This is a genomic window from Halomonas sp. 3F2F, from assembly GCF_014897805.1.
Classification (GTDB): Bacteria; Pseudomonadota; Gammaproteobacteria; order Pseudomonadales; family Halomonadaceae; genus Vreelandella.
In genome coordinates this window covers 19700-39773 of sequence record NZ_JABUZE010000049.1, presented here as the reverse complement: position 1 = coordinate 39773, position 20074 = coordinate 19700, and the positions used below count along the sequence as shown (strand labels likewise).

Here is a 20074-nt window from a genome sequence, read left to right as displayed (position 1 = left end):
AGGTAGATTCCCGATAACCCCACTCGGGAATGACGGTGTGGTGATTCGGGAATGACAGTGCGGTGACTCGGGAATAACGTGCGGTGCACGCTTTGGGAGGAGGCCGCTTTGCTATATGGGGCTAGGGGGTAATGCCAGTAGCCTTAACTGACTGGCATTACGACCACGGGCCGGCGTTAATTAAAGGGTTATTTTTGATCCTCAAGCCCAAGCTCTTGGATAGAAATTTCGCGCATTTTAAATTTCTGAATTTTACCGGTTACCGTCATCGGGAACTCATCAACAAATTTAAAGTAGCGAGGAATCTTAAAGTGAGTGATTTTGCCTTTGCAGTACTCGCGCAGGTCTTCTCCAGTGACTTCTCCTGCGCTGCTGTTGAGCTTCACCCAAGCAATTAACTCTTCGCCATACTTCTTATCCGGAACACCGGTAACCTGTACTTCTGAAATCGCAGGGTGGGCGTATAAAAACTCCTCGATCTCTTTCGGGTATACATTCTCACCGCCGCGAATCACCATGTCTTTAATGCGGCCAACGATCTGGATGTAGCCTTCCTCGTCCATCGTGGCAAGATCGCCCGTATGCATCCAACCGGCTTCATCAATGGCTTCAGCCGTGGCTTTGTCATTGTTCCAGTACTTGAGCATCACACTGTAGCCACGGGTGCATAACTCACCAATTTCACCACGGGGCAGAATGCCGCCGTTGCCAGGATCGACGATCTTGCTTTCTAGGTGGGGTTGGGTGCGGCCGACGGTAGAAACGCGCTTATCAATGGTGTCGTTAGCGCCGGTTTGGGTGGAAACTGGGCTGGTTTCTGTCATGCCATAGGCGATCTGTACGCCTTTCATGTTCATCTTTTCGATGACCTGCTTCATGATTTCTGCAGGACAAATAGAACCCGCCATAATGCCGGTGCGCAGCGTGGAAAAATCAGTCGTGGCAAAGTCGGGGTGCTCTAGTTCGGCGATGAACATAGTGGGTACGCCGTAAAGCGCGGTGGCTTTTTGCTCGTGTACCGCTTTTAGCACTTTGCCGGGTTCGAACCCTTCATCCGGATAAATCATCGCCGCGCCATGGGTCATACAGCCCAGGTTACCCATCACCATGCCGAAGCAGTGGTAGAGCGGTACGGGGATGACCAAGCGGTCTTCGCTGGTAAAGCCCATGCTTTCGGCAACAAAGAAGCCATTGTTGAGGATGTTGTGGTGAGAGAGCGTCGCGCCTTTCGGAAAGCCCGTTGTGCCCGAGGTGTACTGAATATTGATCGGGTCATCAAACTGTAGCGTGGCCTGCAGGTCATCAACATCCGTCTGGCTGATCTTGCTGGCTTCGTTAATGAAGTCTGCCCAGCGCCACATACCACTCTGTTTGTCAGAGCCCAGATTAATGATGCACTCAAGATCAGGTAGCTTGTGCGATTTTAGCTGGCCTTCTGTGCTGCTATTTAGTTCAGGCGCGAGCTCAAACAGCATGGCGGTGTAATCAGAGCTTTTGAATTGATTGGCAGTGACTAAAAAGCGCGCACCGGATTGATTAAGCGCGTAGTCCAGCTCATGAGTACGATAAGAGGGGTTAATGTTGACTAAAATCGCGCCAATCTTGGCGGTGGCAAATTGGGTTAGGGTCCATTCGCAGCAGTTAGGTGCCCAGATGGCAACTCGGTCGCCTTTTTTAACGCCAATGGCCAGCAACGCACGGGCGCAACGGTTAACTTCTTCCTGAAGCTGGCGGTAGCTCCAGTGAATGTTCTGATGAAGGGCGATTAGCGCGTCGTTGTCGGGATACTGTGCGGCGATCTGATCAAATTTATCGCCAATGGTCATGCCCAGCAGCGGCTTATCTGCGGTGCTGCTGGTGTAGCTAGGTAGGGTGTGTGCAGGTGATGCCATGGATGTCTCTCCGAACTGTTTTTTTTGTCTCAACGGGAAGAAAGCAGTTGGCTTCTATAGTTATTATTAGCTAACCGTGCTTTTGGCCAACGCGACTTTAGAACTGGGCTTGCGACCAAGCTGCTGAGTGATCCAGACGCCCGTATCAATCACTGCCTGGAGGTCGATGCCCGTGTTAATGCCCAGCCCCTCTAGCAGGTAAAGTACGTCTTCCGTGGCCACATTGCCGGATGCACCTTTGGCATAAGGGCAGCCACCAAGCCCTGCGGTCGCTGCGTCAATCACGCTCACGCCTTCTTCCATTACGGCATATAAGTTAGCTAGCGCCATGCCATAGGTATCATGGAAGTGGGCCGCTAAATGCTCGATGGGCACCTGCTGGCGGGCAGCCTCAATCATCCGCTTAGCGGCTAGCGGCGTGCCGACACCGATGGTGTCACCCAGAGAGATTTCATAGCAGCCCATCTCATAAAGTGCGCTGGCTACCTCGGCAACTTTTTGCGGAGAAATAGCCCCTTCATAGGGGCAGCCCAGCACGCAGGACACATAGCCACGCACCCGCACACCTGCTTCGTTGGCTCGCGCAAGCACTGGCTCAAAGCGCGTCAGCGACTCAGCAATCGAGCAGTTGATGTTTTTCTGGGAAAACGCCTCAGAAGCGGCACCAAATACTGCGACTTCCTCAACGCCGGCTGCCAGTGCGCCTTCCAAGCCTTTCAGGTTAGGCGTTAACGCCGAATAAACCACGCCGGGTTTGCGGGCAATACCGCGCATTACTTCGCTCGCATCGCCCATTTGGGGTACCCATTTTGGCGAGACAAAGCTGGCGGCCTCAATATGGCTGAGGCCAGCATTCGCGAGCCGTTCGATCAGTTCGATTTTGGTGGCGGTGGGCACCAGGGTGCCCGGTTCGTTTTGCAGGCCATCGCGGGGGGCCATTTCAAACAGTTTAATAGACGTAGGCAGTGCCATCGGTTAGCTCCTATTCGTTGGGGGCAAAGTCGAGTAGCACGTCACCTTGACTCACGGTATCGCCCGACTGGAAGTGGAACGTCTCCACGCTACCATCGGCAGGCGCGGTCATGGTGTGCTCCATCTTCATCGCTTCCATGACCATCAACGGCATGCCTTTCTCGACCGCCGCGCCAGGCTCTACCAGCAGCGCGACAACGGTGCCATTCATGGGGGCGGTGAGCGTTGATTCGGCTTCATGGTGACCGTGGTCAATGGCATCAATACGTCGCCAGAAGAGGCGTGTTTCGCCACTAGGTTCAGCCATCACCACGATATGGCCATCGCGGCGTGCCTGTAGACGACGGCGGTGGCCGTTTAGCGTGACGGCGACCGCATCACCTGTCAGCGATTGTAGGCTAGCGGTCAACGTTTGATCACCGATGGTCAGATTCCACAGCGATTCGCCGCTTTCGCGCTTACCTTCAACAATCACCACCGCTTCGTCGCTGTCGGCTGCCTGGGCACTTGCCGGGTCACACAGCGCAATACGAATGGTATGGGGGGCATTCAAGCGGAAACCGTCGTGGCGATCCCACGGAGAGTCGCTCTCGCACTCTTTGGCCAGCTGGTTCAGGCCGATCAGCGCGGCGCTGGCATACGCCTCGGTAGAGTAGCTGCGCGGAGCAAACAGCGTGGCTTCGTTGCGTTCGATAAAACGCGTGTCTAGCTCGACGTTTTTAAAGCCGGGGTGATTTGCCAAGCGTTGCAGGAAGGCGCGGTTCGTCACCACGCCCTGTACATCCAGCGCCGCCAACGCTCGGTTGAGAGTGGCTAGCGCCGCATCCCGGTCAGCGCCGTGAACAATCAGTTTGGCCAGCATGGGGTCGTAGTGCATGGAAACCACATCGCCACTTTCTACGCCGCTGTCTAAACGGACCTGATCGCTATCTAAGTCGGCACCTTCTAGGTCCAAGGCGAAGCGAGTCAACAAACCGGTGGCCGGTAGGAAGTCTTGCTCCGGGTCTTCGGCATACAGGCGCGCTTCAAAACTGTGGCCGGTGATGGTGAGCTCGTCTTGTGTGCAGGGGAGTGGTTCACCCATCGCAACGCGCAGCTGCCATTCGACCAAATCCTGGCAGGTAATCATTTCAGTAACGGGATGCTCAACCTGCAGGCGGGTGTTCATCTCCATAAAGTAGAACGAACCGTCGGCGTCGAGCAGAAACTCCACAGTACCTGCGCCCACATAGCCAATTTCTTTTGCCGCGCGAACGGCAGCGTCGCCCATCGCACTGCGCAGTTCGGGCGTCATGCCAGGAGCGGGCGCTTCTTCTATGACTTTCTGATGGCGGCGCTGAACGCTGCAATCCCGTTCGAATAGGTACACGCCATTGCCGTAGCGGTCGCAGAATACCTGTACTTCGACATGACGAGGCTGCACCAAGTACTTCTCTATTAACATGCGGTCGTCGCCGAAAGCGGCGCTGGATTCGCGTCGACAGCCATCAAGCGCTGCCTTAAATCCTTCGCCGCTTTCAACCACGCGCATGCCTTTACCACCACCACCGGCGCTGGCTTTTAACATCACCGGATAACCGATTTTGTCGGCTTCGCTGCGCAGCAGCGCATCATCCTGATCGTCGCCATGATAGCCAGGCACCAGCGGCACGCCCGCATTGGCCATGCGCGCTTTCGCGGCAGATTTATCGCCCATCGCGGCAATCGCCGACGCTGGGGGACCAACAAAGATGATGCCCGCTTGCTCAAGGGCTTTAACAAACCCACCGTTTTCCGAAAGAAAGCCGTAGCCGGGGTGAATGGCACCAGTACCGGTGCGTTTGGCGGCATCGATAACCGCATCAACATTAAGGTAGCTTTCGCGGGCGGCGGCAGGGCCTAAGCGAACGGCTTCATCAGCCTCGCGTACATGGCGAGCCGTGGCATCGGCATCTGAATAAACGGCAACCGTTTTCAGCCCCATGCGGCGGGCGGTGCGCATTACCCGGCAGGCAATTTCACCGCGGTTGGCCACTAGCAACGTGTCGAATTTAGTAAGGTCAAGCGTCATGAGCGTGGCTCCGCAGCAGTGTTGGGTTCTTGAAGGCCAGACGGTTGCGTCCAGGCAGGGCGGCGCTTTTCAAAAAAGCTAGCTAAGCCCTCTTGACCCTCTTGGCTCACCCGCAGTTTGGAGATCACTTGGCAGGTGTGTTCTCGGGTGGCGTCGCTGTCGGGTGCCTGAGCCACGCTTGCCAGCAGTGCTTTGGTTGCCCGTTGGGCTTGGGGAGAGCCACTCAGCAGGGTGTCGAGCATGGCGTCTACGGCGCTATCCAAGGCATCGTGCTCCACCACTTGGTGAACCAAGCCGAGCGCCATCGCTGTTGGCGCATCCATCACTTCAGCAGTGAGTGCGTAACGGCGCATTTGGCGTTCGCCAAGCGCGCGCTGAACATAAGGGCTAATCACCGCGGGCGATAGGCCAATTTTGACTTCCGACAGGCAGAATTTAGCTTTATCTGAAGCGACGACCAGATCGCAACAGGCGGCTAGACCCACCGCGCCACCAAAGGCCGCCCCCTGAACTCGGCAAACAGTAGGGCAAGGCAGGGTGTCTAACCCGAACATAAGCGCTGACAGTTTGCGTGAGTCCGCTAGATTGTCTTCCAGGCCGTAATCGACCATGCGCTTCATCCAGTTGAGATCAGCGCCCGCAGAAAAACTTTTACCCTCAGAGCCAAGCACCACCACCCGAACGTCACCGGCGTTGGCCAACGCGTGCAACTCGTCTAGATGGGCGTTTAGTTCAGCGATCAGGCTGTCGTCAAAGGCGTTATGCACCTCTGGGCGGTTTAACGTCAGGCGCGCCACGCCTTCTTCGATCAGTAGCGTTGAGTAAGCCATAGTGTTCGCCCTTACATCCGGAACACGCCGAAGCGTGTCTCTTCGACGTCAGCATTCATTGCAGCGGCTAGTGAAAGCCCTAATACGTCGCGGGTTTGAAGTGGATCAATGACGCCGTCATCCCATAGGCGGGCGCTAGCATAATAGGGGTGACCCTGGTGCTCATACTGGTCGCGAGTGGGCTGTTTAAAGGCCTCTTCTTCCTCTTTGGTCCACTCGCGGCCATCGCGCTCATACTGCTCACGTTTCACCTGCGAGAGCACGCCTGCCGCCTGCTCACCGCCCATTACCGAAATACGCGCATTGGGCCACATGAACAGCAGGTTGGGGTCATAGGCGCGACCACACATTCCGTAGTTACCTGCGCCAAAACTGCCGCCAATCAAAACGGTGAACTTGGGTACTTTGGCGCATGCGACGGCAGTCACTAGCTTCGCACCGTGCTTAGCGATGCCTTCATGCTCGTACTTAGAGCCGACCATGAAGCCGGTAATGTTTTGCAGGAACACCAGCGGAATCTTGCGCTGAGCGCAAAGCTCAATAAAGTGCGCGCCTTTTACCGCGCTCTCTGAAAACAGCACGCCGTTGTTGGCCACAATACCAACCGGATAGCCGTGGATATGCGCAAAGCCGGTTACCAAGGTGTCGCCGTAGTAGCGCTTGAATTCGTCAAAGTCAGAGCCATCGACAATACGACCAATCACTTCGCGAACGTCGTAAGGCTTTTTAAGGTCGGTGCCAACAATGCCGTAAAGTTCGCTGGGGTCGAGTTTGGGAGGTTGGGGCGCTTGCATGGCTAATTTGCCGCGCTTTTGCCAATTTAAACGGGACACACAAGCGCGCGCCAACTGCAGGGCGTGGGCATCATTTTCAGCGTAATGATCGGCTACGCCGCTGATTTTGGCGTGCACATCGGCACCGCCCAGGTCTTCTGCACTAATGTTTTCGCCCGTGGCCGCCTTCACTAACGGTGGGCCGCCCAGGAAAATCGTGCCCTGTTCTTTAACGATGATTGATTCATCTGCCATGGCGGGTACATAAGCACCGCCAGCCGTGCAGGAGCCCATGACCACCGCTATTTGCGGGATGCCCTCTGCCGACATCGTGGCTTGGTTATAGAAGATGCGTCCGAAGTGATCGCGATCGGGGAACACTTCATCCTGGCGGGGTAAGAATGCGCCGCCGGAATCGACTAAATAGATGCACGGTAAACGGTGCTTGCGGGCTATTTCTTGGGCGCGCAGGTGCTTTTTCACCGTTAGCGGGAAATAAGTGCCACCTTTTACTGTGGCATCGTTGGCCACAATCACGCACTCAACGCCAGATACCCGGCCAATGCCCGTTACCACGCCTGCCGCAGGCACGTCGCTATCGTAAACGTGATGGGCTGCCAGGGCGGAAAACTCTAAAAATGGCGAGCCTTCGTCAATTAAGTGATCGATACGATCACGCACAAATAGCTTGCCGCGGCTCTCGTGGCGTTCACGCGCCTTAGGGCCGCCGCCTTGGGCGACGGCAGCGGTCAATTCTCGTAGCTTGGAAACTTCCCCCAACATGGATGCTGCGTTGCTTTGAAAGACATCGCTGCGGGGATTGATCTGTGTAGAGAGTGTGCTCATGGCGCGGCCCTTACTTTGTTTCGGTGAAGAGTTCGCGGCCAATCAGCATCCGGCGAATTTCGCTGGTGCCCGCGCCAATTTCATACAGTTTGGCATCGCGCAGAAGGCGACCGGTGGGGTACTCGTTGATATAGCCGTTGCCGCCGAGCAGCTGAATGGCATCTAGGGCAACTTGGGTGGCTTTCTCTGCGCAGTAAAGAATCACGCCCGCTGCGTCTTTGCGCGAGGTCTGGCCGCGGTCGCAGGCTCCGGCAACGGCGTATAAGTAGGCGCGACAAGCGTTCAGCGTGGTGTACATATCCGCGACTTTGCCTTGCACCAACTGGAACTCGCCAATGGACTGGTTGAACTGCTTGCGCTCGTGGATATAGGGCATCACCACATCCATAGCGGCCTGCATGATGCCGATAGGACCAGCAGCCAGTACGGTGCGCTCATAATCCAAGCCGCTCATGAGAACGCGAACCCCTTTACCGACCTCGCCCAGTACGTTTTCAGCCGGTACTTTGCAGTCTTGGAAAACCAGTTCGCAGGTGTTAGAGCCGCGCATACCCAGCTTGTCGAGCTTCTGTGCCGTAGTGAAGCCAGGCATGCCTTTTTCAATAATGAACGCTGTAATACCTTTAGAGCCTGCTTCTGGGTCGGTTTTGGCGTACACCACTAATACGTCGGCGTCAGGGCCGTTGGTGATCCACATCTTATTGCCGTTAAGGATGTAATGATCACCATCCAGCTTGGCACGTAGCTGCATTGACACGACGTCAGACCCTGCACCTGGCTCTGACATTGCCAGTGCACCTACGTGGTCGCCGCTGATCAGCTTGGGCAGATATTTCTCTTTTTGTGCAGCGCTGGCGTTGATCTTTAGCTGATTGACGCACAGGTTTGAGTGCGCGCCATAGGAGAGGGCGACGGAAGCACTTGCCCGGGAAATTTCTTCCATCGCAATACAGTGGGCAAGATAGCCCATACCACTACCGCCATCCTCTTCAGATACGGTAATCCCCAATAGACCCATGTCGCCAAACTTCTTCCACAGATCATTTGGGAATTCGTTGTTGCGGTCGATTTCAGCAGCGCGTGGGGCAATTTCGCTAGCGGCAAAGGCATTGACCTGCTCGCGCAGCATGTTCAGTTCATCGTCGAGGCCGAAATTGAGTTCTGAATAGTGTGAAAACATGGTCAATCACCTTGTCATTGTTAATGGGGGCTTTTCGTCGTTAAAGAAGGTTTTTCATTGAGTTCTTCAAGAGCCTGGCGGCAGCGAATTTCAGCGCTTTCAAGTTCCAGCTGCACCATCGTGATATCTTTCATTTGTTGTTCTAGAGCCGATTTACGCTCGCTGATTTTGCTTAGCATTAGATGCAACTGCTTTTCGCTGCCGCTGCGGGTCTCATCCCACAGCTCAAAGAGTTCGCGAATTTCTGCTAAGGAAAAACCGAGTCGTTTACCGCGTAGCGTTAATTTCAGGCGCACGCGATCTTTGCTGCTGTAGATGCGTGTTTGTCCACGGCGAGCAGGGTGGAGTAACTCCTGATCTTCATAAAAGCGAATACTCCGAGTGGTAACGTCGAACTCGCTGGCCAATTCACTGATCGTGTAGGTTTTGCTCATGATCATTGTTCTCGTCGATAGGGGGATGTCCCTATGGAACACTGACCATGAGGCTAAAACAAGTTTACGTTAACGTAAAGCAGTAGTTGTGCTTGTGTGATTTTCTTGATTATTGACTAATTATCTGAAAAATAACTATTTTTATTATTAACGTGAAGAAGCGTTAAAGAAGCGTAGACCAAAGTTGTAATTGTAATACCCCTCAAGTGATTGCTAGTTTGCACCTACACCTTACGTTCAGGTAAGGGTGTGTTGCCGGCTAACGAGTTTCACTTGGTGACGCGGTTGGTGAAACGTCAGCACCCAACACCCGGATACAAGAACACCCGAACACAAGAACAAAAAGAGGCTTACCACTCCATGCGTGCAGACGATGTTCTTAATGGGCCAGTGCTCGAGACCAGAGGGCTGACCAAAGGATTCCGCGGTTTTACCGCCGTGGATGACGTTAATCTTCAAGTTCAAGAAGGGCATATTCACGCCCTGATTGGCCCCAACGGTGCTGGAAAGACCACCGTTTTTAATTTGCTAACCAAGTTTCTGCCGCCTACACGTGGAGAAATCCTTTATCGCGGTAAGCCCATTACCAGCAAGAAATCCAATGAGATTGCACAGCTGGGTCTCGTGCGTTCATTTCAAATTTCAGCGGTGTTTGCGCACATGACGGCGCTGGAAAACGTCCGAGTAGCGCTACAGCGTCAATTAGGCACATCGTTTCACTTCTGGAAATCAGAAAAGTCGCTAGATCACCTTAATGAGCGTGCATTGGAGCTGCTTGATGAGGTTGGCCTGCGTGAGTACGCCGATACACTAACGGTAGAAATGCCATACGGCCGTAAGCGCGCCCTGGAAGTTGCCACCACGCTGGCGCTTGACCCTAAGATGATGCTGTTGGATGAGCCGACTCAGGGGATGGGGGCAGAGGACGTTGATCGTATCGTCGAGCTGATTAAGCGTGTCTCAAAAGGGCGCACCGTCTTAATGGTGGAGCACAATTTGAGCGTGGTAAGCAGGCTTTGTGATCGTATTACGGTATTAGCCCGCGGCGCGGTGTTGGCCGAAGGTAATTATGACGAGGTTTCCCGCAATCCATTAGTGCGCGAGGCATATATGGGCAGTGAAGCTGCTGAAGAGGAGGCTGCCGTATGAATACCGCTGAGGCCTATGAAACCAATGAACTAGCCGATTCCCAAACGCTAGAAATGCTGAGAGTGCAAGACTTGCACGCTTTCTATGGTGAATCGCACATACTTCATGGCGTGAACTTTGATGTTAAGCGTGGGGAGTTGGTTACCCTGCTGGGCCGCAACGGCGCGGGACGCAGCACTACTCTAAAATCCATTATGAATATGGTTGGGCGTCGCACCGGCTCGATTGTGATTAATGGCAACGAAACGCTGAATATGAAGGCACACCATATTCCAAGGCTTGGTGTCGGCTACTGCCCCGAAGAGCGCGGTATTTTTGCCAGTCTGGATGTGCACGAAAATTTACTACTTCCGCCCACGGTTCGCTCTGGCGGAATGAGCCTAGATGAAATCTACGCCATGTTTCCCAACCTTTACGAGCGCCGCAGAAGCCAGGGGACGCGGCTTTCCGGCGGTGAGCAGCAGATGCTTGCCATGGCACGCATTCTACGCACCGGCGCGCGACTTTTGCTGCTCGATGAAATTACCGAAGGCTTAGCCCCCGTTATTGTGCAAAAACTTGGCGAAGTGCTTATTCAACTGAAAGAGCGCGGTATGACCATTGTTCTGGTGGAGCAGAACTTCCGTTTTGCAGCGCCGCTGGCAGATCGCCATTTTGTAATGGACCACGGTCAAATTGTTGAAGAGATAAGCGCTGAGCAGCTTCCGTCACGTCGAGACCATCTCAACACCATGCTGGGGGTATAACGCCAATCTAGATCATAAACACAGCATCAGCTTCGCAGTAGGTGCACTACAACACTAAACGCTCTATAAGCATTTCATTCGTACGTCGTAACACAACAACAAAGGCCTCAAGGGCCAGGAGACGAACATGACCTTTATGAAAAAAACGCTGACCGCCAGCATCGCCGTTGCCGCCGCTTCTACTATGGCAGTCTCAACCGCTCACGCCGACATTAGCGATAATGAGGTGCGCATTGGTTATTTGGCAGATATGTCTGGGACTTATCGTGACTTAGCTGGTCCAGGCGGCGAAACAGCCATGGAAATGGCGATTGCTGATTTTGGTGGCAGTGTTAACGGCTCGCCCATTGTAATTTTTAGTGCTGATGATCGTAACAGTGCTGACGTCGGTGCTAACACAGTGCGTGAGTGGATAGATCAGCGTAACGTCGACATGGTGGGTGGCCTAGTGGCGTCCTCGGTGTCTATTGCGGTCACCAAAGTGTTGGAAGAAAACAATGGTCTGGGCATTGTGTCGGGCTCTGCGGCATCAAGCATTACCAATGAACACTGCACGCCCAACCACATTCACTGGGTTTACGATACTTACCCACTGGCGAACGGTACTGCAAAAGCAGTTGTCGAGCAGGGCGGCGACAGCTGGTTCTTGTTAACGGCTGATTATGCGTTCGGCCATGCGCTGGAAGCTGATGTAACCAAAGTGGTTGAAGCCAATGGCGGCGAAATTGTTGGCGGCGTACGCCACCCGTTCCCGACAAGTGACTTCTCCTCGTACATCCTTCAGGCCCAAGGGTCTGGCGCGAAGATTGTTGGTTTGGCTAACGCCGGTGCTGATACCGTGAACGCGATCACCACCGCTAGCCAGTTCGGTCTCACGCAGAGTGGCCAGCAACTAGCAGGCCTGCTGATCTTCCTCAACGATGTACACGCGCTAGGTCTGGAATCCACCCAAGGACTGCTGCTAACGACGGGCTGGTACTGGAACATGGATGAAGAGGCGCGCGCTTGGTCAGATCGTTATTTTGAAGAAGTTGGTCGTATGCCCACCATGGTTCAGGCAGGTATCTACTCAAGCACCATGCACTACCTGAAAGCCGTAGAAGCCGCGGGAACCGACGACCCTGAAGTTGTTCGTGCCCAAATGGCTGATATGCCCATTGAAGACTTCTTTGCGCGTAACGGCTCCATTCGTGAAGATGGCCGCATGATTCATGACATGTACCTTGCCCAAGTGAAAACGCCGGAAGAGTCTACCGGTGAGTGGGATCTTTATGAAATCCTCAGCACCATTCCTGCCGATGAAGCCTACCGTCCGCTCTCTGATAGCCAGTGCAAACTGGTTCAAAACTAAGTCGAATAACAACCGCAAGTGACGTTAGAACTGGTTGGTGGCAACTTGCCACCAACCGCTTGACGGCGAGGAGAGTCATACAATGACGATGATATTCGGCGTGCCATTAGCCGTTTTCATGGGCCAGCTAACGCTTGGGCTTGTGAATGGAGCCTTTTACGCACTGCTTAGCTTGGGCCTGGCGGTCATCTTCGGCCTACTGAAGATCGTCAACTTTGCCCATGGGGCGCAATACATGCTGGGAGCCTTCGCCGCACTGCTAGGCTTTCGCTATTTAGGCATCAACTATTGGCTGGCGCTGTTTCTGGTGCCGCTGGTGGTGGGTGGTTTCGGCATGTTAATGGAGCGCTTTTTACTGCGTCGCATTGCCCATTTAGACCATCTTTATGGACTGCTGCTCACCTTCGGGTTGGCACTCATTTTTGAAGGTACGCTGGTAAATTTCTTTGGCGTTTCGGGTGCGCGGTACGCGACGCCTGAAGCACTGCAAGGCGGCCTGAATCTAGGCTTCATGTTCCTGCCTACCTACCGTGCCTGGGTGCTGGTAGCGGCACTGGCCATGTGTCTATTTACCTGGTTTATGATTGAGCGCACCCGGCTGGGGGCTTATCTGCGTGCTGGTACTGAAAACTCTCAACTGATGCAAGCGTTTGGGGTAAACGTACCGCTATTGATCACGCTTACTTATGGCTTTGGCGTAGCGCTAGCCGCCTTTGCGGGTGTGTTGGCAGCGCCGCTATATCCTGTATCACCGACCATGGGGTCAAGCTTGCTGATTGTCGTGTTCGCGGTGGTCGTCATTGGTGGAATGGGATCTATTCTGGGTGCAATTCTTACTGGCCTGGGTATGGGGATCATCGAAGGCTTAACCAAAGTGTATTACCCCGAAGCCTCCAATACCGTGATCTTCCTGGTGATGATATTGGTGCTCATGTTACGCCCCGCTGGGCTGTTCGGTAAGGAGGCATAACCATGGCAGACTCTCAAGCACTCAATGCGCCATCAGCCGTGCAAGAACGGCAGAAGCGGGCCAAAATGCGCCGTAACATGTTTTATATAGCGCTCTTGGCCATCGGGTTAGTCGCTCCTTTTTTGGCCTATCCCGTATTCCTAATGAAAATTCTTTGCTTCGCGCTTTTTGCCTGCGCTTTTAATTTGTTGCTGGGCTATGCGGGGTTGCTCTCGTTCGGGCACGCAGCCTTTTTAGCCACCGGTGGTTATGTTACCGGCTACTTGTTGGCAAGCTATCCAGGGCTAACGCCAGAGATGGGGATTATTGCAGGCACCTTTATGGCAACCCTGTTAGGGCTGCTGTTCGGGGTGCTTTCGATCCGGCGTCAGGGCATTTACTTTGCCATGGTGACGTTGGCGCTTGCTCAGCTGATGTTTTTCGTCTTTGTTCAGTCATCGTTTACCGGTGGTGAGGATGGCCTTCACGGCGTGCCACGCGGTGACTTGTTTGGCGTGATCAGTCTAAGCAGTAACTTGGCGATGTATTACTTCGTTTTTGCCATCTTCATATTTGGTTTTGCGCTGATCCAACGCACCGTGCATTCCCCCTTTGGCCAGGTGCTTAAAGCGATTCGTGAAAATGAACCGCGTGCTATTTCGCTGGGCTACAACGTTGATGCTTACAAGCTGCTGGCGTTTGTGCTCTCAGCTGCGTTGGCCGGGTTGGCGGGGTCTACCAAAACCGTCGTGTTTCAGCTGGCGTCGTTAACCGATGCACACTGGCACATGTCAGGTGAAGTTATCCTAATGACGCTGCTGGGTGGGGTCGGCACACTGCTTGGACCCCTTATGGGTGCGGGCATTGTGGTTAGCCTGCAGCACATTTTGGCGCAGTCACCGTTGGGTAACTGGGTAAGCGTCATTCTGGGTATTATCTTTGTTGTCTGCGTACTTAGCTTCCGCAGCGGCATTGTGGGCGAACTCACCAAAATGTATCGCAAAAACTTCAAATAACCGGTTCTGTCCGATGATTGGGTGCCCTAGGGCACCCTTTTTTCTGCCCAAATCACGCCTCTACGCCAAAGGTAGTGAGCTAAGCCGGTTGCACCTGTCAGAGTAAGAATATAAGTTAACGTAAACGTCAACGTTGCCTGTAAAGATAATTGCCAGTAAAGACAATTGCCAATAACGCCAACGGCTAATAAAGATAATAGCAAACGCCAAGCTGCCCAGCCTGCTCACAGGCTGTTCAGCGACGCATGCTGCGGAGATTCGCCATGAATTTTGAGTTAAGTGAAGACCAGGTCGCTTTTTCCGATATGGCCCGGGCATTCGCCCAGAACGAGTTAGAACCCCACGCTGCACAGTGGGATGCCGAAGCCTTCTTTCCTGTTGATGTTATCCGCAAAGCGGGGGAGTTAGGTTTTTGTTCACTTTACGCGCCAGAGCGCGTTGGCGGGCTGGGTCTTTCCCGTCTGGATGCCAGCATTATTTTTGAACAGCTTTCCATGGGCTGCACCTCAACCACCGCTTATCTCACCATTCATAACATGGTGACGTGGATGCTGGCAGACTTCGGTACCTCTGAAGCAGTGGCGCAGTGGGGCGAAAAATTGGCCACTGGCGAGTTGCTGGGTTCTTACTGCTTAACCGAACCCAATGCAGGCTCTGATGCGGCCTCGCTTAAAACCACCGCCAAGCGTGATGGCGATGACTACGTGCTCAACGGTAGCAAGATGTTTATCTCTGGCGCCGGCAGCACCGACTTTTTGGTGGTGATGGCGCGTACCGGCGGCGAAGGCCCCAGCGGTGTTTCTGCCTTTGCGGTTGATGCCAAAGCAAGCGGCATTAGCTACGGCCGTAAAGAAGACAAAATGGGTTGGAACAGTCAGCCAACCCGCATGATTACCTTTGAAGATGTGCGCGTTCCCGCCAACCACCTGTTAGGCAACGAAGGTGACGGCTTTAAAATTGCCATGAAAGGCTTGGATGGCGGACGTATCAACATCGCCACCTGCTCAATCGGCACCGCCCAGCAGGCGATCAACAAAGCCCGTGAATACATGCTGGAGCGTAAGCAGTTTGGCAAGCGTTTGGCAGACTTCCAAGCGCTTCAGTTCCGAATGGCGGATATGGTTACCGAGCTTGTCGCGGCTCGCCAGCTAGTGCGTATGGCAGCCACAAAATTGGATGCTGGCCACCCCGATGCCACTACCTATTGCGCCATGGCTAAGCGCTTTGCGACTGATGTCGGCTTCAAGGTGTGTGATGAGGCGCTTCAGCTCTATGGTGGCAACGGCTACATTAAAGAGTATCCGATGGAGCGCTATGTGCGTGATTCTCGTGTACACCGTATTTTGGAAGGAACTAACGAAATCATGCGGCTGATTATTTCCCGTCGCGTGCTCTCTGATGGTGCCTCTGAGCTGTAGCCAACCACAAGGACAATGGAATGAGTAGCGTACTGTTTGCTGAACACGCCACCCAAGATGGCCATGTTATTGGCGAGATCACCCTTAACGCCGAGCGTTCGCTGAACGCCCTGACGTTAGAGATGATTGAAGAAATTCTGCCGCGCTTGAAAGCGTGGCAAACCGACGAGCGAGTTGTTGCTGTTCTGCTGGATAGTGCTGGTGAAAAAGCGTTTTGCGCAGGCGGCGATGTCGTCAATCTGTATAAAGCGATTAAAGGTGACGGCGAACCAGATTTTCCTGAGCGCTTCTTTGAACACGAGTACCGCTTGGATTACTTGCTCCACACCTATCCCAAGCCGGTCATTTGCTGGGGTAGCGGTATTGTGATGGGTGGGGGAATGGGGCTGCTTAGCGGTAGCAGCCACCGAATCGTGACGGAAACCTCTCGGCTGGCGATGCCAGAAGTGACGATTGGCCTTTACCCGGACGTTGGCGCTAGCTGGTTTTTAAACCGCCTGCCAAATGGTACCGGACGCTTTTTAGCCATGACCGGCAGCCAAATTAACGCCCCAGATGCCGTTCATCTCGGCCTTGCCGATCGTGCGATTGCTAGCCATTACCGCGCAGACCTGGCTCAAAAACTGATGGATGCCACCTGGGGTGAAGGAAAGCAAACTGACGCCCATGGTGTGGTTAACCGTGTGCTGCGCGAATTTGAACAAGCGTCTCAAGACGTATTTGCCGAGCTGGAATCGCCGGTTCAAAAATCTGCTGCATTGATTCGGCAGCTAATGGACCACGATACCGTCGAGCAGGCTGTTGCCGCAGTATTAGCGGTTAATAGCGATGACAAATGGTTCAGCAAAGCGCAGAAAACCCTTTACCACGGCAGCCCCGTATCAGTGAAACTGATTGATGAGCAGCTAAAGCGCGCCAAGCATATGTCGTTGGCTGAGGTGTTCCAGTTTGAGCTGGCGCTTTCAGTGCAGTGTTGCCGCCATCAGGAATTTCCCGAAGGCGTGCGTGCGCTGTTGGTCGATAAAGACGGCACGCCTGCCTGGAAATACCCAGATGTCGCGTCCGTCGAACAAACCTTTATCGATGAGTTGCTGGTTTCGCCGTGGCAAACGAGCCCTCTGGCGGATCTTCACTAAGATATTTCTTCAAACCATTTCCCAACCCAATTCACCGTCAATTTTCGAATAAGGACAATAAAGATGACTACTGTCGCGTTTATCGGTTTAGGCAATATGGGCGGCCCCATGGCGGCCAACTTGGCGAAAGGGGGCTTTAACGTTCGCGCGTTCGACCTTTCTGACCAAGCCTTGGAAACGGCTAAATCCCAAGGCTGTGAAGTAGCAGTCTCTGCAAAAGCAGCGGCCACCGACGCAGATTTTATTATTTCCATGCTGCCCGCAGGCAAGCACGTGCGTGGGCTGTATGTGGATGGCGACGAGCCGCTGTTTGATGTGATCAAAAAGAGCGCTCTGGTGATTGACTGCTCGACCATTGATGCGGATACCGCCCGCAGCGTCGCTGCCGCTGGCGCTGAGAAAGGCGTTGGCTTTGTCGACGCGCCGGTATCTGGCGGGGTAGGCGGAGCGCAGGCCGGCACGTTGAGCTTTATTGTGGGCGGTAGCGCGGCACAATTTGAGCAGGCCAAGCCCGTGCTAGAAGTGATGGGTAAGAATATCTTCCACGCTGGCGACCACGGTGCAGGCCAAGTGGCCAAAGTGTGCAACAACATGCTGCTTTCCATCCTGATGGCGGGCACCTGCGAAGCGATCAACATGGGCGTAAAAAATGGCCTGGACCCAGCGGTGCTTTCCGAAATCATGAAACAAAGCTCGGGGGGGAACTGGGCGCTAAACGTTTACAACCCGTACCCCGGTGTGATGGAAAATGCCCCCGCCTCGAAGGGCTATCAAGGCGGCTTCCAGGTAGACCTGATGATTAAAGATCTGGGCCTCGCCATGGATGTTAGCCAGCAAAGCGCCTCACCGGTGCCCATGGGGTCTGCCGCACGTTCGTTATTCACCCTGCATAAAGCCGGCGGCAACGGCAAGCTCGATTTCTCCAGCCTGCTGCAGTTTTATCAAGATAAGGAGTGAGAGTAAGGCGTGAATGGAAAATGGTGAGGAGCAAGGAGTGGTGTCGCGCGTGGTAGTGAGTTTTGCGCGGAACGAGCAACACTAGGCACCTGTGAGCGGGCGGCATAGCCGCCCCTTGTCACTTGCTTCAAAGGCGGGCACACTCATTTTCTTCACTATTCTCAGATGTATGCCCAGAAAAAGGACTGCCATGATTACGCTTTGGGGCCGCAATAACTCGACTAACGTCAAAAAAGTACGCTGGGTACTTGAAGAGCTCGGCTTGAAGTTTGAGCAAATTCCGGCAGGAATGCAGCACGGGGTCAACAATACCCCGGCGTACTTGGCCATGAACCCCAATGGGCTAGTGCCGCTACTCAAAGACGACGCTACCGATAGCGTGTTATGGGAATCCAACACCATTATCCGCTACCTGGCTGCGCAGTATGGCCAAGGTAGCTTATGGATAGATGACCCCGCCAAGCGCGCCCAGGCAGAGAAATGGATGGATTGGGCGAACAATACGCTTTCGCCCAGGCACCGCGTTATTTTGCAGGGGTTCGTAAGAACACCGCCGGAAGAGCGTGATAACGATGCTATTGATGCCGGAATGCTAGCCTGCGAAAGGTCATTTGAGCTGTTAGATAATGCGTTGGCAAACCAAAGCCAACCCTGGTTTTCCGGCGATGAATTTGGCCTCGGCGACATCGCCTTAGCACCGTTTATCTATAACCTTTGGAACATTGGGTTAACCTGGCAGCGGCGCCCCAATCTGGAGCGCTGGTACCAACAGATTGCAGAACGCCCCGCCTTTCAGAACGTAGTGATGATCCCTGTAACCTGATCTAGAAAGCAGCCCTCCCTAATGACGGGAGGGCGCTCAAGCGCGCTACAATTTGCTAAACGGCTAAATACATGGGCTTCATCGTGCATTCATGCGATGGAGCATACGGGTTTTGTCGTGCGTGGTAAGCGAAGCGCACCCGCAATGGCAGCCCGGCGCAGCGGTTGTAAGTGGAACAGCACAGCCTTGACAGCACAGTAAATAAGGGCAATTTATATTGTGGGAGGTCGCTTTAGCGCGCGATGATTCAGCCACTGAATGTTCCCTAAAACTTCGCCTCCAATTTAGCCAATTCGCTATTAAGTTCCTTCAACACCCCACACGGCAAGCCATGGCGCTCGGCGCTATCAATCAACGGCCCTAAAATCGCCCCGCGCTCGGTGGGACGCTTGGCCTCAACATCCTGCAACATCGAGGCCTTATTGTTAGCGGTGTTCTCCACCACCGGCCACACCAGCGCCAACCACGCGTTTTCACCCTCACCACCATTCGGTGGTGCAATGTTTTCCTGCTTTAAAATCGCCGCGACTTCCTTAACCACCGCTTTCATGCGGCCTGCATAAGCGTCACCGCGCAGCTCTCCATTGCGCACGCCATTGAGCGCCACCAATGGGTTGATCGCCGAATTCACCGCCAGCTTCTGCCACAAACGCTGGCGTATATCGCCCACCACTGTTGCGGTAAAGGCTACCTCACCTAACGTCTGGGCCAGCGTTTCCGCCAGTGCAGCGTGTTGATTGTTGAGATCGCCAATAAAAGTCGGCCCGCGCCCTGCGTGAACCACACCATCATCTCCAGTGAGATAAGCACCCTGAGTAGTGGTCGCGCACAGCACCGGCCCAGGCCACGTTTGTGTAATACGCGGTTGTGCCAAAAAACCGTTCTGCCACAGCACCAGCGAGGTCGTGGGCGCAACCACATCGGCAATACTGGCAAGCGCCGCCTCGGCGGCCATGGCTTTGGTGGTGATATGTACAAACCCAGGCGCGGGCAGTGGATGAGAGGCTAGTTCCGCAACCGTAACGCTCGCCAGCCGCTGAATTCGCTCTTCACCTTCAGGGGTGGTCAGGTGTTGTTGTTCAGGCAGCGCACGTCGGCCAATCAAAGCGGTGTCAGTCAAGGGGGAAAGCGAATGCGCCAACAGGCGACCAATGGCCCCTGGGCCAAGTATCCAATGGGAAGTCATCGTTGATTTTTAGCCATTAGCAGCGGTATTGCCGCCAAGCTTACCGTGTTCAGCATAAGGAAATGAAGCCGAGGTGTAATACCACAAGCGACACGGTTAATTTTTAATGATGATGCGCATGATTGCTGCCTGTCTCATCTTGCCGGGTGCTTGATAGGTGTGCTCGGGTGGTGGATTTGCACGGCTTGCTAAGTTCACTATATTTAATACTTGAAGAGTTTTGCGAGGTAAAAGAATTAACGTAAATAGCTTGGGTGAATGGCTGATTGTACGAGCCTGCTTTGGGCTATCGGCCGCTCGATTTAAGCGTCTTTTCATAAGGGCGTTGTGTCATAAGGGCGTTGTGCTGGCGATTGACACGCCCTA

The 20074-nt window shown here is 54.0% G+C and carries 17 protein-coding genes; 9 read left to right on the top strand and 8 right to left on the bottom strand.

Features of this window, described 5'->3' with window-relative positions:
- Positions 1 to 188: 188 nt before the first annotated feature.
- From INT21_RS05905 to INT21_RS05875, 7 genes are all read right to left on the bottom strand, one after another.
- Positions 189 to 1892: an AMP-binding protein gene (locus tag INT21_RS05905; RefSeq protein ID WP_193085001.1), complete on the bottom strand. Its 1704-nt coding sequence runs from the start codon at positions 1890 to 1892 to the stop codon at positions 189 to 191.
- A 66-nt stretch (positions 1893 to 1958) separates the two neighbouring features.
- On the bottom strand, positions 1959 to 2864 hold the full coding sequence (locus INT21_RS05900) for a hydroxymethylglutaryl-CoA lyase (protein ID WP_193061364.1): 906 nt from the start codon (positions 2862 to 2864) through the stop codon (positions 1959 to 1961).
- A gap of 10 nt (positions 2865 to 2874) precedes the next feature.
- Positions 2875 to 4914, bottom strand: coding sequence for an acetyl/propionyl/methylcrotonyl-CoA carboxylase subunit alpha (locus tag INT21_RS05895; RefSeq protein WP_193085000.1), 2040 nt, complete (start codon positions 4912 to 4914; stop codon positions 2875 to 2877).
- Positions 4911 to 5744: an enoyl-CoA hydratase/isomerase family protein gene (locus INT21_RS05890; RefSeq protein WP_193084999.1), complete on the bottom strand. Its 834-nt coding sequence runs from the start codon at positions 5742 to 5744 to the stop codon at positions 4911 to 4913. Before INT21_RS05890 ends, INT21_RS05895 begins: the two co-directional genes overlap by 4 nt.
- A gap of 11 nt (positions 5745 to 5755) precedes the next feature.
- A complete protein-coding gene (locus tag INT21_RS05885; RefSeq protein WP_193061367.1) occupies positions 5756 to 7363 on the bottom strand; it encodes a carboxyl transferase domain-containing protein in 1608 nt (535 codons plus the stop codon).
- A gap of 10 nt (positions 7364 to 7373) precedes the next feature.
- Complete coding sequence (locus INT21_RS05880) at positions 7374 to 8543, bottom strand: isovaleryl-CoA dehydrogenase (RefSeq protein ID WP_193084998.1); 1170 nt, start codon at positions 8541 to 8543, stop codon at positions 7374 to 7376.
- A 20-nt stretch (positions 8544 to 8563) separates the two neighbouring features.
- A complete protein-coding gene (locus INT21_RS05875; RefSeq protein WP_089040839.1) occupies positions 8564 to 8977 on the bottom strand; it encodes a MerR family transcriptional regulator in 414 nt (137 codons plus the stop codon).
- 360 nt (positions 8978 to 9337) lie between these two features.
- On the opposite strand from INT21_RS05875, the gene INT21_RS05870 reads away from it, so the two are divergent.
- The 9 genes from INT21_RS05870 to INT21_RS05830 all read left to right on the top strand — a co-directional run bounded on the left by INT21_RS05870 (position 9338) and on the right by INT21_RS05830 (position 18522).
- Positions 9338 to 10126 (top strand): ABC transporter ATP-binding protein, encoded by a 789-nt coding sequence (locus INT21_RS05870; protein WP_193068208.1) that lies wholly within the window; start codon positions 9338 to 9340, stop codon positions 10124 to 10126.
- Positions 10123 to 10872, top strand: coding sequence for an ABC transporter ATP-binding protein (locus INT21_RS05865; protein ID WP_125748817.1), 750 nt, complete (start codon positions 10123 to 10125; stop codon positions 10870 to 10872). The genes INT21_RS05870 and INT21_RS05865 overlap by 4 nt, the downstream gene beginning before the upstream one ends.
- Positions 10873 to 10999: 127 nt before the next feature.
- A complete protein-coding gene (locus INT21_RS05860) occupies positions 11000 to 12223 on the top strand; it encodes an ABC transporter substrate-binding protein (RefSeq protein WP_193068206.1) in 1224 nt (407 codons plus the stop codon).
- A gap of 82 nt (positions 12224 to 12305) precedes the next feature.
- Complete coding sequence (locus INT21_RS05855; RefSeq protein WP_038485114.1) at positions 12306 to 13193, top strand: branched-chain amino acid ABC transporter permease; 888 nt, start codon at positions 12306 to 12308, stop codon at positions 13191 to 13193.
- Between the two features lie 2 nt (positions 13194 to 13195).
- Positions 13196 to 14188, top strand: a complete 993-nt coding sequence (locus tag INT21_RS05850) for a branched-chain amino acid ABC transporter permease (RefSeq protein ID WP_193084997.1) — start codon at positions 13196 to 13198, stop codon at positions 14186 to 14188.
- 263 nt (positions 14189 to 14451) lie between these two features.
- On the top strand, positions 14452 to 15606 hold the full coding sequence (locus tag INT21_RS05845) for an acyl-CoA dehydrogenase family protein (RefSeq protein WP_193084996.1): 1155 nt from the start codon (positions 14452 to 14454) through the stop codon (positions 15604 to 15606).
- Between the two features lie 20 nt (positions 15607 to 15626).
- Positions 15627 to 16742 carry an enoyl-CoA hydratase/isomerase family protein gene (locus tag INT21_RS05840; RefSeq protein ID WP_193084995.1) on the top strand — a complete coding sequence of 372 codons (1116 nt, stop codon included), beginning with the start codon at positions 15627 to 15629 and terminating at the stop codon, positions 16740 to 16742.
- Positions 16743 to 16790: 48 nt separating this feature from the next.
- Positions 16791 to 17699 (top strand): 3-hydroxyisobutyrate dehydrogenase, encoded by a 909-nt coding sequence (gene mmsB / locus INT21_RS05835; protein ID WP_319022685.1) that lies wholly within the window; start codon positions 16791 to 16793, stop codon positions 17697 to 17699.
- Between the two features lie 190 nt (positions 17700 to 17889).
- Positions 17890 to 18522, top strand: a complete 633-nt coding sequence (locus INT21_RS05830) for a glutathione S-transferase family protein (RefSeq protein WP_193084993.1) — start codon at positions 17890 to 17892, stop codon at positions 18520 to 18522.
- A gap of 265 nt (positions 18523 to 18787) precedes the next feature.
- Here the strand turns inward: INT21_RS05830 and INT21_RS05825 are convergent, their stop codons facing one another.
- The gene (locus tag INT21_RS05825) at positions 18788 to 19708 is read right to left on the bottom strand and encodes a ketopantoate reductase family protein (protein WP_193084992.1); all 921 of its coding nucleotides are present in this window, start codon (positions 19706 to 19708) and stop codon (positions 18788 to 18790) included.
- Between the last annotated feature and the right edge of the window lie 366 nt (positions 19709 to 20074).

Bases quoted from the DNA above. Each gene is read 5' to 3' on its own strand.
- INT21_RS05860 (WP_193068206.1), top strand. From the start codon at position 11,000: ATGACCTTTATGAAAAAAACGCTGACCGCCAGCATCGCCGTTGCCGCC.
- INT21_RS05830 (WP_193084993.1), top strand. From the start codon at position 17,890: ATGATTACGCTTTGGGGCCGCAATAACTCGACTAACGTCAAAAAAGTA.
- INT21_RS05885 (WP_193061367.1), bottom strand. From the start codon at position 7,363: ATGAGCACACTCTCTACACAGATCAATCCCCGCAGCGATGTCTTTCAA.
- INT21_RS05880 (WP_193084998.1), bottom strand. From the start codon at position 8,543: ATGTTTTCACACTATTCAGAACTCAATTTCGGCCTCGACGATGAACTG.
- INT21_RS05870 (WP_193068208.1), top strand. From the start codon at position 9,338: ATGCGTGCAGACGATGTTCTTAATGGGCCAGTGCTCGAGACCAGAGGG.
- INT21_RS05825 (WP_193084992.1), bottom strand. From the start codon at position 19,708: ATGACTTCCCATTGGATACTTGGCCCAGGGGCCATTGGTCGCCTGTTG.
- INT21_RS05840 (WP_193084995.1), top strand. From the start codon at position 15,627: ATGAGTAGCGTACTGTTTGCTGAACACGCCACCCAAGATGGCCATGTT.
- INT21_RS05895 (WP_193085000.1), bottom strand. From the start codon at position 4,914: ATGACGCTTGACCTTACTAAATTCGACACGTTGCTAGTGGCCAACCGC.
- INT21_RS05865 (WP_125748817.1), top strand. From the start codon at position 10,123: ATGAATACCGCTGAGGCCTATGAAACCAATGAACTAGCCGATTCCCAA.
- INT21_RS05850 (WP_193084997.1), top strand. From the start codon at position 13,196: ATGGCAGACTCTCAAGCACTCAATGCGCCATCAGCCGTGCAAGAACGG.
- INT21_RS05900 (WP_193061364.1), bottom strand. From the start codon at position 2,864: ATGGCACTGCCTACGTCTATTAAACTGTTTGAAATGGCCCCCCGCGAT.
- INT21_RS05845 (WP_193084996.1), top strand. From the start codon at position 14,452: ATGAATTTTGAGTTAAGTGAAGACCAGGTCGCTTTTTCCGATATGGCC.
- INT21_RS05875 (WP_089040839.1), bottom strand. From the start codon at position 8,977: ATGAGCAAAACCTACACGATCAGTGAATTGGCCAGCGAGTTCGACGTT.
- INT21_RS05890 (WP_193084999.1), bottom strand. From the start codon at position 5,744: ATGGCTTACTCAACGCTACTGATCGAAGAAGGCGTGGCGCGCCTGACG.
- INT21_RS05855 (WP_038485114.1), top strand. From the start codon at position 12,306: ATGACGATGATATTCGGCGTGCCATTAGCCGTTTTCATGGGCCAGCTA.
- INT21_RS05905 (WP_193085001.1), bottom strand. From the start codon at position 1,892: ATGGCATCACCTGCACACACCCTACCTAGCTACACCAGCAGCACCGCA.